Origin of the sequence: Roseococcus microcysteis (assembly GCF_014764365.1) — a bacterium.
In the GTDB taxonomy this organism is placed as follows: Bacteria; Pseudomonadota; Alphaproteobacteria; order Acetobacterales; family Acetobacteraceae; genus Roseococcus; species Roseococcus microcysteis.
Genome location: NZ_CP061718.1, coordinates 2,486,755 through 2,501,829 on the forward strand (window position 1 = coordinate 2,486,755; position 15,075 = coordinate 2,501,829).

Annotated in this window: 17 protein-coding genes; 4 read left to right on the plus strand and 13 right to left on the minus strand. The window is 70.5% G+C overall.

Going from position 1 to position 15,075, the window contains the following annotated elements:
• Window positions 1-5 precede the first annotated feature (5 nt).
• Window positions 6-644, plus strand: a complete 639-nt coding sequence (locus tag ICW72_RS12025; RefSeq protein WP_191082923.1) for a YciI family protein — start codon at window positions 6-8, stop codon at window positions 642-644.
• Between the two features lie 76 nt (window positions 645-720).
• Window positions 721-1,569 carry an aromatic amino acid exporter YddG gene (gene yddG, locus ICW72_RS12030; RefSeq protein WP_191082924.1) on the plus strand — a complete coding sequence of 283 codons (849 nt, stop codon included), beginning with the start codon at window positions 721-723 and terminating at the stop codon, window positions 1,567-1,569.
• A gap of 12 nt (window positions 1,570-1,581) precedes the next feature.
• Here the strand turns inward: yddG and ICW72_RS12035 are convergent, their stop codons facing one another.
• The 5 genes from ICW72_RS12035 to ICW72_RS12055 are packed head-to-tail and all read right to left on the minus strand — an operon-like array spanning window position 1,582 to window position 6,482.
• On the minus strand, window positions 1,582-3,339 hold the full coding sequence (locus ICW72_RS12035) for a polysaccharide biosynthesis/export family protein (RefSeq protein WP_191082925.1): 1,758 nt from the start codon (window positions 3,337-3,339) through the stop codon (window positions 1,582-1,584).
• Entirely contained in the window at window positions 3,329-4,594 is a 1,266-nt protein-coding gene (locus ICW72_RS12040; protein WP_191082926.1) for a capsule biosynthesis protein, read from the minus strand. The genes ICW72_RS12035 and ICW72_RS12040 overlap by 11 nt, the downstream gene beginning before the upstream one ends.
• A gap of 46 nt (window positions 4,595-4,640) precedes the next feature.
• Window positions 4,641-5,288 carry an ABC transporter ATP-binding protein gene (locus ICW72_RS12045; protein ID WP_191082927.1) on the minus strand — a complete coding sequence of 216 codons (648 nt, stop codon included), beginning with the start codon at window positions 5,286-5,288 and terminating at the stop codon, window positions 4,641-4,643.
• A 9-nt stretch (window positions 5,289-5,297) separates the two neighbouring features.
• On the minus strand, window positions 5,298-6,104 hold the full coding sequence (locus tag ICW72_RS12050; protein WP_191082928.1) for an ABC transporter permease: 807 nt from the start codon (window positions 6,102-6,104) through the stop codon (window positions 5,298-5,300).
• Window positions 6,105-6,482 carry a DVU3141 family protein gene (locus tag ICW72_RS12055; RefSeq protein WP_191082929.1) on the minus strand — a complete coding sequence of 126 codons (378 nt, stop codon included), beginning with the start codon at window positions 6,480-6,482 and terminating at the stop codon, window positions 6,105-6,107.
• A gap of 107 nt (window positions 6,483-6,589) precedes the next feature.
• Between ICW72_RS12055 and ICW72_RS12060 the strand changes: the two genes are divergently transcribed.
• Both ICW72_RS12060 and ICW72_RS12065 read left to right on the plus strand, forming a co-directional pair.
• Window positions 6,590-7,852 (plus strand): capsular polysaccharide export protein, LipB/KpsS family, encoded by a 1,263-nt coding sequence (locus tag ICW72_RS12060; RefSeq protein WP_191082930.1) that lies wholly within the window; start codon window positions 6,590-6,592, stop codon window positions 7,850-7,852.
• Entirely contained in the window at window positions 7,840-8,613 is a 774-nt protein-coding gene (locus tag ICW72_RS12065; RefSeq protein ID WP_223880558.1) for an SDR family NAD(P)-dependent oxidoreductase, read from the plus strand. The genes ICW72_RS12060 and ICW72_RS12065 overlap by 13 nt, the downstream gene beginning before the upstream one ends.
• On the opposite strand, the gene ICW72_RS12070 is transcribed toward ICW72_RS12065, so the two are convergent.
• The 8 genes from ICW72_RS12070 to ICW72_RS12105 all read right to left on the minus strand — a co-directional run bounded on the left by ICW72_RS12070 (window position 8,594) and on the right by ICW72_RS12105 (window position 15,065).
• Entirely contained in the window at window positions 8,594-9,193 is a 600-nt protein-coding gene (locus ICW72_RS12070; protein ID WP_191082932.1) for an NUDIX hydrolase, read from the minus strand. The two genes, ICW72_RS12065 and ICW72_RS12070, sit on opposite strands and share 20 nt — an antisense overlap.
• Window positions 9,194-9,238: 45 nt before the next feature.
• Window positions 9,239-9,925 (minus strand): fumarylacetoacetate hydrolase family protein, encoded by a 687-nt coding sequence (locus ICW72_RS12075; protein WP_184381809.1) that lies wholly within the window; start codon window positions 9,923-9,925, stop codon window positions 9,239-9,241.
• A 420-nt stretch (window positions 9,926-10,345) separates the two neighbouring features.
• Complete coding sequence (locus ICW72_RS12080) at window positions 10,346-11,119, minus strand: gamma-glutamyl-gamma-aminobutyrate hydrolase family protein (RefSeq protein WP_191082933.1); 774 nt, start codon at window positions 11,117-11,119, stop codon at window positions 10,346-10,348.
• A gap of 63 nt (window positions 11,120-11,182) precedes the next feature.
• A complete protein-coding gene (locus ICW72_RS12085) occupies window positions 11,183-11,815 on the minus strand; it encodes a LolA family protein (RefSeq protein WP_191082934.1) in 633 nt (210 codons plus the stop codon).
• Between the two features lie 57 nt (window positions 11,816-11,872).
• Window positions 11,873-12,493, minus strand: coding sequence for a hypothetical protein (locus ICW72_RS12090; protein WP_191082935.1), 621 nt, complete (start codon window positions 12,491-12,493; stop codon window positions 11,873-11,875).
• A 76-nt stretch (window positions 12,494-12,569) separates the two neighbouring features.
• Window positions 12,570-13,343 carry a TorF family putative porin gene (locus tag ICW72_RS12095; RefSeq protein ID WP_191082936.1) on the minus strand — a complete coding sequence of 258 codons (774 nt, stop codon included), beginning with the start codon at window positions 13,341-13,343 and terminating at the stop codon, window positions 12,570-12,572.
• A gap of 159 nt (window positions 13,344-13,502) precedes the next feature.
• Window positions 13,503-13,712, minus strand: a complete 210-nt coding sequence (locus tag ICW72_RS12100; RefSeq protein WP_184381814.1) for a hypothetical protein — start codon at window positions 13,710-13,712, stop codon at window positions 13,503-13,505.
• Window positions 13,713-13,871: 159 nt separating this feature from the next.
• Entirely contained in the window at window positions 13,872-15,065 is a 1,194-nt protein-coding gene (locus tag ICW72_RS12105; protein WP_191082937.1) for a phosphoglycerate kinase, read from the minus strand.
• Window positions 15,066-15,075: the final 10 nt, after the last annotated feature.

Genomic DNA, 15,075 nt, shown 5'->3' on the forward strand with positions numbered 1-15,075 from the left:
GTGCGATGGGCCATGTGATCCTGGGCTGGGACGGCGAGGACGCCGATTCCCCCGCCCGCCGCGCCGCCGCGCGCGACCGCCACCTGAAGGTGATCTCCCGCTGGGCGGAGGCGGGGCGTCTCAACCTCGCCGTGCCGCTGTTCCGCGAGGATGGCAGCGTCGCCGGCTCCGTCATGATCCTGGGCGGGGAGGATGAGCTTGGCACCCGCGAATACCTGGCGGAGGAACCCTTCGCGCGCGACGGGGTCTGGCTCTCCTACCAGATGCGGCCCTTCCGCATCGCCCCCCTGCCCTACCAGCCCTTGCCCTCCGGCCCCATGCCCAGCGCCATGACCCATTGCGTGCTGGTGGCCGAGGACCAGGAGGGCGCCGCCCCCCGCCGCGCCGCGGCCCGCCCCGGCCATTTCGACCGCGTGCGCGGTTTCGCCGAGGACGGCACCCTGGCCTGCGGCGGCGCGCTGCTGGACGCGAAGGGCGAGATGGTGGGCAGCATCGCCATCACCCGCCACGCCAGCGTGGCCGAGGCCCGCGCCTTCTGGGCCGAGGACCCCTATGTGACCGGCGGCGTCTGGGGAAAGATGGATTTCTACCCCACCCGCTTCGCGCCCCTGCCCTACCACCCCCTGCCGGGCGCCGCCGTCTGATACGGCCCGCCGAAGGGCCGGACATCTCCGGTACGCCGGGTTGGCAGGCAGTGGCGGGCCAAACCAGAGAGACACCATGAACGCCACGCTGCTGGGGGTGGGCGCGCTGGCGCTCTGGGCCTTCCTGGGGCTGCTCTCCAGGCTTGCGGCCGGCATTCCGCCCTTGCAACTCACGGCCATGAGCTTCGCGGTGGCCGCCATGGCGGGCATCGCCGTGGTGGCGGCACGCGGGCGGCTTTCGGCGCTGCGCCAGAGCCCCATCGCCTGGGCGCATGGGGTGGGGGGGCTGTTCGGCTACCACGCGCTGTATTTCGCGGCCCTGGCCCTGGCGCCGGCCATCGAGGCCAATTTGCTGAACTACCTCTGGCCGCTGCTGATCGTGCTGTTCTCGGCGCCCATCCTGGGGCTGCCTCTGGGGGCTAGGCGGCTGCTGGGGGTCGCGCTCGGCTTCGCGGGCTGCGCGCTGCTGCTGGGCGGGGGTGCGGGGTTTTCGGCCGGCGCCCCGGCCAGTGTGTGGCTGGGCTTCCTCTGCGCCATCGGCTGCGCGGTGGTCTGGGCGCTGTATTCGGTGACGGCCCAGCGCCTCGCCTCCGTGCCGACCGAGGCGGTGGCCGGGTTCTGCGGCGGCGCGGCGCTGCTGGCGGCGCTGGCGCATCTGGGCTTCGAGGCGACGGTCTGGCCCGATGCCCCCCAGGCCCTGGCCGCGCTGCTGCTGGGGCTGGGGCCGGTGGGCCTGGCCTTCTTCCTCTGGGATGCGGGGATGAAGCGCGGCGACCCGCGGCTGCTGGGCACGCTGGCCTATGCGGTGCCCGTGGCATCCACCTTGCTGCTGGCCGCGGCGGGCGAAGGTGCCCTCACCCCCGCGCTGGGCATCGCGCTGCTGCTGGTGGCGGGCGGCGGCTGGCTGGCCGCCACCGCCCGCTGACGCGGTTGCCCTCTACCGGAAGGCCCGCGCCGCCAGCGCCGTCTGGAACACGATCTGCGTCAGGTCCATGCCCAGCTGCAGGTAGCGCGGATCGAGCCGCGGCAGCGCGATGATCTCGTCACCCGGGCGCAGCGGCGTCCGCAGGTCCACCACCCGCTCGCCCGAGGGGCGGCGGATCAGCAGATTGCTCGCGCTGCCGCGTTCGCTGAAGCCGCCCGCCTGCGCGATGTAGTCCTCCGCCCGCAGGTTGGGCTGCCAGATGATGGAGCGCGGCGCCCCTACCTCGCCCGAGACGAAGACGGTGTTGCTCCGCTCCGGAATGACGATGACATCGCCTTCCTCCAGCCGCAGCGCGCCGCAGCGGCCCTGGCTGTCCATCACCACCACGCGCCCGTCGGGCGTCGCGGTGCGGGCGCGCTGGAGGTAGGTGGAGACCAGCTGCGCCTCGGTGTTGCGGATGGCGGCCACGCCCGCGGTCTGGGAGATGGCGGTGAAGAGCTGGCGTTCCAGCCGATCGGCGGCCTCGTTCAGGGCACGGCGCTGCTGGTTGGCCACGCTGGTCCGCAGCAGGAAGACGCTGGCGGTGTCGGCCAGCGTCGGGTCCACGGCGATGTAGTCCAGCGCCTGGCACAGCGTCGCCTCGCGGTCGGCCACCAGCACGGAGGGGCCGATGCGGCTGCCCTCGACCGTCACGCGGATGGTCTGGGCGGGGCTGTCGGTGATGAAGGTGACGGTGTCCTGGTCCGTCAGGGTCACGCGCTGGAAGTCATTGAGGCTGACATAGCGCGAGAAGGGGCGGCCATCGCGGCTGCCCTGGATCACGGCATTGGTGGCGGCGGGCAGCGGGCGCGAATATTCCGTGAGCTCACGCCCCGACATCACCCGGCCGGGCACCTCGAAGAGGAAGTTGTTGCGCACCGCGCCGGTGGCGCCCACCAGGGCGCGCTGCCGGCCCACCAGCACCGTGTCGCCATCCTGCATGCGCAGCGTGGGCAGGCGGCCGTCGATCAGGAAGCGGTAGAGGTCCACCGTCGCCACGTTGCGGCCACCGCGCATGATGGTGATGTCGCGGTAGCTGCCGCGCGTGGGGTCCACCCCGCCGGCGCGCACCAGGAATTCCAGCACGCTGTCGGCCGCGGAGCCGCTGAACCGGCCCGGCGTGCGGACGAAGCCCGTGACGAAGACGCCGATGCGCTGCGCCGAGACCAGCACCGCATAGACCTGCACCTGCTGGGTGTAGGTGCGGCGAAGCTCGTTCTCGATGGTGGACTGCAGGTCACCGGCGCGGGTGCCGGCCACCCGCACGGGGCCGATATTGGGCAGGAAGAAATTGCCCTCGGGGTCCACGATGCCAGAGACCTCGGCCTCCACCGCGCCCCAGACGCGCACGTTCAGCCGGTCGCCGATGGCGAGGACATAGTTCGGGTTGGGCGCATCGGAGGTCGAGGTGGCGGTCCCCGTGAACAGCGCCGCGCCGAAGACGGCCATGGGCAGCCCCGCGGGCCGCATGCCCTCGCCCAGCGGCAATGTGATGCCGGCCCCCGCCTCGGCCTCGGTCTCCGTGCCGGCGCGGGCCGTGCCCGTGGCGCCTGGCTGCGCGCCGAGCATGAGCCCCTGCACCGCGGCGCCGCCGCCCGGCGCTGCCGCCTGCCCCTGCAGCGCGCGCAGCTGCGCCGCCTGCTGGGGCGTCATCCCCGCCTGGGCGAAGGCGCCCGAGGCCGTGAACAGGCAGGCGGCGAGCGCCCCCAGGAAGTTCCACTCAAGACGCATGTTCTCTCACCCCGGCAACCAACAGCCACAATAGCCCATAGACCAGCGAGAGCCCGGCGAAAACATAGCCGGTGAACAGCACGGGCTTCGGATAGAGCGAGCGCTCGGCGTAGTTCGGCTCCACCACCCGCTGGAGGAAGATCTGCTGGCGCTGCGCGTTGGCCGTGGCGGTCTCCAGCCCGGCCATGGCGGCGGCCAGGCCGCGATTGGCCAGGTCCTGCTCCAGCACCAGGCGCTCGAAGCCCGCCACCTGCTGGGTCACGCCCTGGTCGGCATTGGACAGCCGCGCGCGCTCCTCCCGGATCTGGGTCTCGATGGCGGCGATGCGGCTGCGCAGGTTCTGGACCAGCGGGGCGTCGGGCCGCGTGAAGGCCTGCGCCTGCTGGAGTTCGGAGCGCAGGCGGGTGGCTTCGCTCTCCAGCCCGCCGATGGTGCCCACCGCCATTTCGGCCGAGCGCGTCGGGTTGAGCGCCAGTTCACGCTGGCGGAACTGCGTCACGGCCGCGGCGACCTCGGTCACCCGGCGCTCGGCACGCTCGACCACCTCGCGCGAGGCGCGCAGCGTCTCGTCCAGCATGCGCTGATTGACCCGCGTGACCCACTGCTCCCCGATCTCGAGCAGGTTGTTGGCCAATGCCTGGCTTTCGCCGGGGGAATAGGTCCGCGCGGTCAGGGTGACGATGCCCGTATAGGCGTCGGGAACCACGCGCACCTGGTGGCGGAAATGGTCGAGCAGACGCTCGGCCGTGGGGTTGGACCACCACAGGCGCGAATAGATATCCGCCTGCGGGGGGCGGAACACCGCGACCAGGTCCATCCGCTCCCGCACGGCGCGCAGCGCGTCGTGCGAGAGCAGATGGTCGCGCACGGCATTCTCACTCTCGCTCGACCCGATGCCGGCGCGGCCGCTGAGCATGTCCATACCCAGCGTCCCGGTCATGCTGGACTGGGTCTTGATCTGGAAGCGGGCCTCCGAGATGTATTGTGGAGTCGCGTAGAAGAACAAGTACAGCGCCGCCAACAGCGTCGGCAGGATCACGGCGAAGGTGTAGGGATATTGCCGCAATATCGCGCCCAGGCGACGGCGGGGCGTGTCGGCGGCCATGGTGCCGGCCGGGAAACCCAGGTCGATGCCCGGCGGGCGGCCACGGGACAAACGCCCCGCCGCGCCGCTCATCGCGGGCTGCGCGCGCAGGCCTTTCAGCGGGATGCGGTGCGGCCCCGCACCCCCCGTCCGCGCGTCAGCCGTGCCCATGCCAGAACTGGCCGAACGGGGGCTGCCAGAACCGGAGCCGCCCGCGCTAGAGTTGTTCGTAGACGCGGAAAGCTTCGTCCATATTTTCATGGAAGTACAACCTACCCCCGTTCAATACCGCCGCATAGCGGCAGAAAGTCCGTACCGTATCGGCATTGTGCGACACCAAAATCAAGGCGCTGCGGCGTCGGCGTGACAGCAGCGCCTGTTGGCATTTCGCGTTGAACCGCGCATCGCCGGCGGAGGTGATCTCATCCAGCAGATAGCAGTCGAAATCCACCGCGAGCGACAGCGCGAAACTGAGACGCGACCGCATGCCGGAGGAATATGTCCGCACCGGGGCATGGATCTCCTCGTCCAGCTCGGCGAAGTCGCGCACGAAATCCACGGTCCACCCCGTGGGCCGGCCATAGATGCGGGCAATGAAGCGGGCATTGTCCGCCCCGGTCAGGGAGGGATGCACGCCCCCCGAATAACCCAGCGGCCAGGAGACGGACATGTGCCGCTCGATCAGCCCCGAGCTCGGCTTCTCCACCCCGGCCAGGATCCGCATCAGCGTGGACTTGCCCGCGCCGTTGCGCCCCAGGATGCCCACCGTGTCGCCCACATGGAAGGTGGCGTTCACCCCGCGCAGCACTTCCCGCACCAGGCCGTTATCGACAAAGGTCTTGCGGACGGAGGTGAGCCTCAACACGGCAGGCCCTCACACCTCGAGATGCGGCTTGGCGCGGCGCAGGGCGAAGCCGCCATACACGTTGAGCACGATGATCCAGATCCAGACATAGCCCAGATCATAGTGATAGGGTTGCCCGGGCCCGAACTGTCCCTCCCGGATGAACTCGAAGACGTGGATGATCGGCAGCAGCAGCGTGATTTGCTGGAACTGGTAGGGCATCCACCAGACCATGTAGAACACGCCGGTGAAGACGATGGAGATGTAGAGCAGCGGGTGGACGATGCGCTCCACCACCGACACGCCGAACTGGGTCAGCGCGAGCACGATCAGCGCCACGCCATGCCCCAGCAGCGCCATCATGATGATGCCGATGCCCATCTGCACCCAGCTGGTCGGCCAATCGTCGAAGTAGATGCCGATGCCGATGAGGAAGACGATGGTCGCCATCGTCACCGCACCCGTCTCGAGCAGGGTCCGCGCGATCATCACATCCTCGAGGGTGACGCGGGCGTGCCAGAGAAGGGGTTCGTTCTGCTCGGCCGCGGAGGGCGCCCGGCTCACGATGCTGCGGAACGCGTAGAAGACCACGTAGCCGATGACGGCGAAGCCGATGATGTTCAGCCCACCGGGCACAATACGCTCCCGCAGCACGCGCATGACGGCCACGAACACGCCCAGCAAGGCCGGCTCCACGAAAAGCCAGATGAAGCCGACATTGCGCCGCCCATAGCGGGTGTGCAGGTCACGCATCATCAAGGCGCCCAGCACGCCCAGCTGCACCTTCAGGGCACGGCCGAAACTGCGATCCTCGACGATGGTGGGCTGCAATGCCACCTAGCGCGCGCTCCCCCGCAGCAGCGGGCGCGCGGCCACGAAGCCGCCCTCCGGCGTGCGGCAGACGACCGCCGTGCGCTCCGTGGTGCCGGACCCCAGCAGGACTTCGCGGCACTCACGCCCGCTGGCCGCATTGTAGACCCGCACGAGCCGGGCCGGCTGGCCCTGCACCGTGCCGGGCTGCCCCGGGCGGGCCGAAGCGGCGAAAAGGGACAACGGGTCCTCGGGCTGCGCCACCGCGGCGACGGCACCAGGCCCCACCGCCGGGTTGCCTGCCTGGGACCCACTGAAGTCCAGCGGCAGGAAACGGGCCGCGCTGGTTCCACAACCGGAAAGAAGGCCCGCGACGAGCAGCAGGGGAAGAACGGAGGTCCGCAACGGTACTTTCCTTATGAAAGGAACGCGGTCGGGCTGGCCGAGCGTCGGTCCGAAGTCATATATCGGCGCAGCGCCCTCCGCAAATGCTGAAAGGCAGGCCCCGCCGCATGCTGCAGCCCGTCTCCGCCCTGACCGAAATGCCGGAGGCATGGCGGGCCGCGCTGCGGCCACACCCCGAGGGCGGCTGGACCGATCCCTTCTCGGACCGCCCCCTTCCGCCGGGCGGCGCCGAACTGCTGCGCGAACTCTGGTACGACCGCGCGGCCGAGAACGCGCAGGTGGCGGCGCTGGTCGGGATGGACCGCTGGAAGCAGAGCGCCATGCGCGAGGCCTTCACGGGGCCGGCGGGCGCGCCGCCCTTCGCCGCCTCGGCCGAGGCGGCGCTGACGCTGGCGCTGCGCCATCCCCGCAAGGGCGCCATCGCCGCCTGGGCCACCCGCCTGCCCCCCGGCTTCGCGGCCCGCTGCGCCGCGGCAGGCGTGCCGCTGCTGCATGTGGAGGATGGCTTCGTGCGCTCGGTCGGGCTGGGGGTGAACTTCGTCACCGCGGGCTCGCTCTGCGTGGACCCCTATGCGCCGCATTACGACCCGGGGGCGCAGAGCCTGCTGGAGCGCATCCTCACCAACACCGACTTCCCGCCGGACCTGCTGGAACGCGCGCGGGCCTTTCGCGCGCGCATCGTGGCGCTCGGGCTGACCAAGTACAACCTGCGCGGCGGCCCGCGGCCGCGGGTGCCGGAGGCGGCGGGCGGGCGCCCGCGCATCCTGGTGCCGGGCCAGGTGGAGGATGACGCCTCCGTCCGGCTGGGGGGTGCCGGCATCCGCCGCAACCTCGAACTGCTGGAGGCGGTGCGCGCCGCCAATCCCACCGCCTGGATCGTCTATCGCCCGCATCCCGACGTGCAGACGGGCTATCGCCGCGGCTACGTCACCCGGGGCGAGGCACTGGCATTCGCCGACGTCTTCCTGCCCGAAGGTGACATCGCGACCCTCTTCGCCCAGGTGGAGGAGGTGCATACCCTCACCAGCCTGGCCGGCTTCGAGGCGCTGCTGCGGGGCCTTCGCGTCACCACCTATGGGCAGCCCTTCTATGCCGGCTGGGGGCTGACCACCGACCGCAAGCCCCCGCCGCGCCGTGGCCGCCCCCTCAGCCTCGATGCGCTGGTGGCCGGCGCCCTGCTGCTCTACCCCCGCTACACGGACCCCGTGACCGGGCTGCCCTGCCCACCCGAGACCCTGCTGGACCGTTTGGGTCAGCACGAGGCATGGCCGCCCTTGCCCACGGGGCGGCGCCTCTATGACCGGCTGTGGTGGCGGCCGCAGGGATGGCTGCTGCGTCAGGTGCGGCATTTCGGGCTTTGGCAGCGCTGAACATCCTCATCACCGGCGCCTCGCGCGGGCTGGGCGCGGCGCTGGCACGGGAATTTTCCGCACCCGGCGCGCATCTCTGCCTGGTGGCGCGGGACGGCGCGTCGCTGGCGCGGGTGGCAGAGGAGTGCACGGCGCGCGGCGCCACCGTCGCCACCGCCCTCTGCGACGTGCGCGACGCGCCCCGCCTGGCGGCGCTGCTGGCCGAATGGGACGCGGCGCAGCCCTTCAACCTCGTCATCGCCAATGCCGGCGTGACCGGCGGCACGCCCCCGGATGGCGGGCTGGAGGGCTGGGCCAGCGCCGAGCGCGTGCTGGGCGTGAACCTGATGGGCGTCATCCACACGGTGGAGCCGCTGTTGCCCGGATTGGTGGCGCGGCGGGCGGGGCGCGTGGTGCTGATCGGCTCGGTGGCCGGCTTCCAGGGGTTGCCGGACAGCCCGGCCTATTCGGCCTCCAAGGCCGGGCTCTGGGCCTATGGCGAGGCGCTGCGGGCGCGGCTTGCGCCGCTCGGCGTGGGCGTCACCTGCGTGGCGCCGGGCTTCTTCGCGAGCGAGATGAGCGACCGTTTCCAGGGCGCCCATCCCGGCAAACTGCCGCTGGAGGCCATGGCCGCGCGCATCGCCCGCGCCATCCGCCGTGGCCGGGGGCGCGCCATCATCCCGGCCCCCCTGGGCTGGCTGCTGCGGCTGCTGGCCCTGCTGCCCGCGCCGCTGAATGACCGCGCGGCACGGGTGCTGCGCTTCACGATCCGGGCGGAGTGACCTCGCAGCGGAGCCAGCCCGCCGCCTGCAGGCCCAGGATCAACGCGCCGACATGCATGGCCTGGCCCATTGCGCCGCGCGGCAGGACGGCCAGCAGGCTGGCGGGGTCGTGCAGTTCCACACGGATGGTCTCGCCGGGTTCCGGGATGGGCGCGGCCACGGCGTGCAGCCCGGTGGCCAGCACCACATGCAGCCGGTTGGTCTGGATGGCGGGGTTGGGCGGCCCGGCGAACAGCCACCGCCATTCGCCGCCGCCAAAGCCCGTCTCCTCCAGCAATTCGCGCTTTCCGGCGGCGATGGGGTCCGCATCGGTCGCGTCCATGACGCCGCCGGGCAGTTCCAGGCTCCAGCACTGGGCCGCGTGGCGCCATTGCCGGACCATCACCACCTGGCCATCCGCCGTCAGCGGCACCACGGCGCACCAGTCGGGATAGTCCAGCACATACCAGGGCGAGATCTCATGCCCGGTGGCGGTGCGGAGATGGTCCGCCCGCAGGCGGATCCATCGGTCATCGAGCAGCGTGCGGGAGCCGAGCGTGGTCCAGGGGCTGCCCTCGGGGAGGGGGGCGTCGTCAGGCACGGCGCCTCCCTGGCACGGTGCGGGGTCAATCCGCAACCATGCGCGTCAGACCAGGCGGGTGCGGACCTCGCCCACGCCCTCGACATAGCCTTCCAGCAGGTCGCCGCGCTCCACCGCCGCCACATTCTCGGGCGTGCCGGTCATGATGAGGTCGCCGGGGGCGAGCGCCACGAGCTCGGAGAGGTTCGCGATCACCTCCGGCACGGACCAGATCAGCTTGGACAGGTCGCTCACCTGGCGCTGCTTGCCATTCACCTTCAGCTCGATCTTGCCCTTGGAGGGGTCGAAGCTGCCGGCGGGCATCAGGGCGCCCATGGGGGCGGAGTGGTCGAAGCCCTTGCCCATGTCCCAGGGGCGGCCGGTCTTCTTGGCCTCGTTCTGGAGGTCACGCCGGGTCATGTCGAGGCCGGCGCAATAGCCCCACACATGCTTCAGCGCATCGGCCACGGCGATGTTGGACCCGCCCGTGCCGATGGCGACCACCAGTTCCATCTCGTGGTGCAGGGACTTGGTCATGGAGGGGTAGGGCATGTCGGCGCCGTTGATCACCACGGCGTCGGCGGGCTTGGTGAAGTAGAAGGGCGGCTCGCGCGTCGGGTCGCTGCCCATCTCGATGGCGTGCTCGGCGTAGTTGCGGCCCACGCAGAAGATGCGGCGCACCGGGAACATGGCGTCGCTGCCCTGGACGGGGATGGCGGCGATGGCGGGCGGGGTGAGGACATATTGCGGCAAGACGGGGGCTCCCGGACATGGCGGTGGGGCGTTGCGCCTTTGGTCTAGAGCGGTTTGCCGCGGTCAGAAACCGGGCCGGGCACGGATTCGCGCTGTCTTCGGTCACAGCTTGCCCGAAAATCATCATCAGGCTGGGCGCGCGGCAATCTTTCCGGCTTGACCCGACTTCGAGCGAAATGAGAAGTTTTGCACGCAACTCTGCGGCGCGGCGCCGAAAGCCCCGGCGACATGCCCGGAACGCAAAAGCGCCCGACCAGGGGGGTGGTCGGGCGCCCGTGCAGTACACTACCGATCGGAGTGGTCGGGCGAGCCGGTAGGGGAAACCGGCGCGTCCACCAGCAGGTTGCCCCGCCAGTTAAGAAAACTTAGCACCATGCTGGGACGAAGCCAACAGGTTTCCACCTGTAGCCCTGCTCAATCCTATTCTGCCGCCTGCAAAACGAAGCGTGCCGCCGCTCTTTCGGCACAGGCGGCGCCGAAGGACGTGAAGATGGCGCGGCTGAATTCGTCGCGTTCCCAGTCATATTCAGGGTGCCACTGCACACCCCAGGCGAAATTCCGCGCTTCGCGGACACGCACGGCCTCGACCGTGCCATCGGGCGCCCAGCCCACCGCCTCCAGCCGCGGCGCCAGGCGTTGAACCCCCTGGTTGTGCAGCGAGTTCACCGGAACCTCCTCACGCCCCGCCAGTTCCGCCAGCAGCATGCCGGGGGCGAGGCGCACCGCATGGGCCTTGCCCGTGCGGACGAGGGGGATGGGCTGGTCGCTCGGCGTCGAATGGTCCATCCGGCGCGGCAGGTCCTGGATGCGCTGGTCCAGGCTGCCGCCGAGCGCCACGTTCAGCTCCTGCATGCCCCGGCAGATGGCCAGCAGCGGCACGCCCGCCTGGATGGCGCCGCGGATGAGCGGAAGTGTGGTGGCATCACGCTCCTGGTCCTCGGGCGTGCCTTCGGCGTGGGGCGGGCCATCATAATGGCCGGGCCAGACGTTGGAGCGACTGCCGGTCAGGATCAGGCCGTCGAGTCGCGGCAGGATATCGGCCACCAGCCCCTCGCCGCCGGCCGGGACCAGCACCGGCACGCCGCCCACCGGGCCCAGCACCACGCGCACATAGCTGTCCGAGGCCGCGTGGTTCGGCGTGTTGAAGATGCCGAAGGCCTTCACGCAGCAGGAGATGCCGACCAATGCTCGCATCAGGAGAGAAAACCGCGCCCACGCGGCGGTTTCAAGGCATGGGGCCGCGCCGGACGCAATTTTTCAGCGCCTCTGCTCAAGTTCTTCGCGGAATCGGGGGTCGTTGAAGGCAAACTGGAACGGATCGAAGCGTTCGCCCAGCCGCACATCGGTCAGGGTCACGCGGGTGACACGGCCCTGGGGGTCCTGGACCGCCCATTGCCGCAGCGCCATCGGCGCCTCGTCGAGGACGAGCTGCATGCGGCCCTCCGCCGCGCGGTCGGTGCGATGCAGGGTGACGCGCACCACGCCGGCGCCGCGCTCCACCGCCTCCACCGTGATGTCGCCCGCGAGGCGCAGCGGGTTCCGCAACAGCAGCCCCAGCGGCGTGGCCGAGAGCGGCACGATGGAGGCCTGCCGCAATTCCTTGTCCCAATGGAAGAATTGCCCGTCGGCCGCGATCAGCAGCGTGGGCTCGGGCGGGTCATATTCGAAGCGCATGCGGCCGGGCCGCCAGATCATGGCCGTGCCCTCGGCCGAACCGCCATGCTGGCCGATCTGGAGGAAGCGCGCCCGCAGCGTGGTCAGGCCGTTGAAATAGCGCTCGACCTCGGCGATGGCCGCACGGTCGGGCGCCTGGGCCAGGGCGGGGGCGATGGCGGGGGCGGCGAGGCCTGGCGCGAGGGCCAGGCCGGTCAGCAGGGTGCGGCGTTGCATATCCCTGTTGTGGGCGCGCGAAGGCCCCGGGGAAAGAGGGGCCCGCGCTACGGCGTGTTACTGCCGGGGGGGCATGCCGGGTGGCGGCAGCGCCGTTCCGCGCGGCATGCGCTCGGCCATGCCCGGGGGAAGCTGGAAGCTCTGGTAGCCCTGCGGCCGCTGGAAACGCGCCGGGTCCTGCGCGCCATAGGCGATGGCGGTGGCCACCATCTGCGAATTGGGCTGGTTCACGGCCTCGGCGCGCAGCGTCACGCCATCGGCGGTGAGGCAGACGCGGGCGCTGTCATTGCCCTCGACCACGCGCCAGATGGTGCAGGGCGTGTTGGCCACGCGGTCCGTGCCCTCGCGCGTGAAGCGGGCATTGGGGCCGGGGGCGAAGCGCCGCGCCTCGGCCTCCTGGGAGGGGGGCAGGTCCATGATCATGCGCTGGGCCTGCATGACGACGAAGCCGCCGCCGCCCTCGGGCCCCACCACCATCCAGCCCTGGTTGCCGGGCATGTCCATCCGCATCAGCCCGCGGGCGGCCAGCCAGGACATGCGGACCTCGCCCGCGCCCTGGGGGGCCTGGTAGGTCACGGTGACATCGCGGGTGGGAATGGCCTGCGGGCGATCCTGCGCCAGGGCGGGGCTGGCGAGCAAAAGCGCCGCCAGGGTGACTTGCGGCATCAGCTTGGGCATGGGTCGCTCCCTTCGGACTGGTCCCAAAGGTGCGGATGGGGCGCCGCCGGGTCAATGCCCGCCGGCGCCGTCTGGCTCAGAAGGCCATGGAGAGGCTGCCATAGGCGCGTGCGCCGCAGACATCCTGCCCGCCCGTGGCCGTGGGGAAGCAGCGGCCCGTGGAGATCGAGGACTGGTAGTAGGCCACCGTCGCCGTCACCGTTCCCACATTGGGGATCACGAAGGGCCGGCTGAGGCCGATGGACCACCAGGCGTAGTCGGGCGCGGCGAAGACGGCGTTGCGTTCGATCCACTGGTGGCCGACGCGGCCCGCCACCGTCACGTCCCAGATGCCGGTGGCGTAGTCCACACCGCCCTGCAGATGGAAGGCCTGGCCCGAGGTGCCGAAGAAATCCGGCGAGGCATGGAAGGCGGCGGAGAGGGTCACGGGACCGATCTCACGCTTGGCCATGATGTAGCCTTCCCAGAAATCCAGCCGGGGAATGCCGCCCACGGGCGCGGTGTAGCCCGGGTAGAGATAGCCGATGAAGCCGATGTCGAACTTCGTCTCGAAGGCGGTGAAGCGGTAGCCGCCATAGACATCCACCTCCTGCCGCGCATCGGTGCCGAGGAAGCGGACATTGGAGATGAAGGTGCCGACATAGAGGCCGGAGGAATGTTCGATCTCGGCCCCGGCCTGGTAGGCCATGCGCGAGCGCGTCTGGCTCAGGCCACGGAAGAGGTAGTCGCTGGCGAAGGTGCCGGTGACCGTGGCGGTCAGCCCCGTTTCGCCGAGCTGGATCTGGGCCTGCGCCGGCGCGGCGGCGGAGATGGCGCCGGCCGCGAAGAGGGCCAGAAGGAGCTTTCTCATGGAGTTTGCCTTTCGCCGGGCATGTGTCGCTACAACGCAACAATCAGGCACGAGGAATGGCCACGGAACAAGCAAACGGAACCCCAAGTAGGGTGAAATTCCGCTCATGCATGGAATATGCCCACAAAGCGGGCACAAAGCCTGAGCAGATTGCCGCGCTCAGACCTTGAGGTCGAGCAGCGAGCCGCGCGGCCCCGGCTTCACGGGCTGGGGCGGCACGGCCTCCAGCCGTCGCTCGGCCACCGGCTCGGGCCGGGCGGCACGCTCCGCGGCCGCGGTTTCGGGCGGTCGCGTTCCCTGCGGGGCCAGCGCCGGGCGGTTGCGAACGACCTCCTGGGTGAAGGCCGCGAGGGAGTTGGTGGTGATCATGCGCGCCACTGTCCACCGAAGCCGTGAAGATCCGGTTAACGGGCGGGGCGTTTGATGGCCCCCAAGGCCGGCGATGAGGCGATTGATCCGCATGGGCGCAGCTTGCCGCGCCCACGCGTTAACCTTCTAGCAACTTATAGCTGTAGTGTTGATAAAATCTTAACGAGTCTCGAGCGCCGCGACGCCGGGCAGGGTCTTGCCCTCCAGCCATTCCAAGAAGGCGCCGCCGGCGGCGGAGACATAGCTCATCCGCTCGGCCACGCCGGCGTGGCGCAGCGCCGAGACGGTGTCGCCGCCGCCGCCCACGCTGCGCAGCGTGCCGGCTTCGGTCAGGCGCGCGGCTTCCTGCGCTACCGCCACCGTCGCCGCGTCGAAGGGCGCCAGTTCGAAGGCGCCGAAGGGGCCGTTCCACACGAGGGTCCGCGCGGTGGCGAGCTTGGCCTTCACCGCCGCGACGGTGGCGGGGCCCACATCCAGCGCCATCATGCCCGCGGGCACATCGTCCAGGCCGACCACGCGGTTGGGGGAGTGGGCGGCGAAGCCCTCGGCCACCACCAGGTCGAGCGGCAGCATGATCTCGCAACCGCCGGCCTTGGCCTGTTCCAGGATGGCGCGGGCGGTGTCGTGCATCTCGGCTTCCTGGAGCGACTTGCCGACGCCATGCCCCTGCGCGGCCAGGAAGGTGTTGGCCATCGCACCACCAATGACCAGCACGTCCACCTTCTTGGACAGGTTGCCCAGCAAATCGAGCTTGGTGCTGACCTTGGCGCCGCCCACGATGGCGAGCACAGGGCGCTGCGGGTTGCCGAGGGCCGCATCCAGCGCCTCCAGCTCGGCCTGCATCAGGCGGCCGGCATAGGCGGGGATGAGCTTCGCCACGCCCTCGGTGCTGGCATGGGCGCGGTGGGCGGCGCTGAAGGCGTCGTTCACATAGGCATCGGCCAGCTTGGCGAGGCCGGCGGCCAGCGCCGGGTCGTTCTTCTCCTCGCCGGCATGGTAGCGGGTGTTTTCCAGCAGCAGCACGCCGCCATCGGTGAGGGCCTGGGCGGCGGCCTCGGCCTCGGCGCCGATGCAGTCGTCCACGAAAGCGACCTCACGGCCCAGCGTGGTGGCCAGCGCCGCCTGCATGGGCTTCAGCGACATCTCGGGCACGCGCTTGCCCTTGGGGCGGTCGAAGTGGGAGCAGATGATGACCCGCCCGCCCTTCTCCGCCAGTTCGCGGATGGTTGGGGCGAGGCGCTCGATCCGCGTCATGTCGGTGATGCGGCCATCCTTCACCGGCAGGTTCAGGTCGGCGCGCAGCAGGATGCGCTTGCCGCGCGGGTCGAGGGCATCAAGCGTGCGGAAGGACATGGAAAGCTCC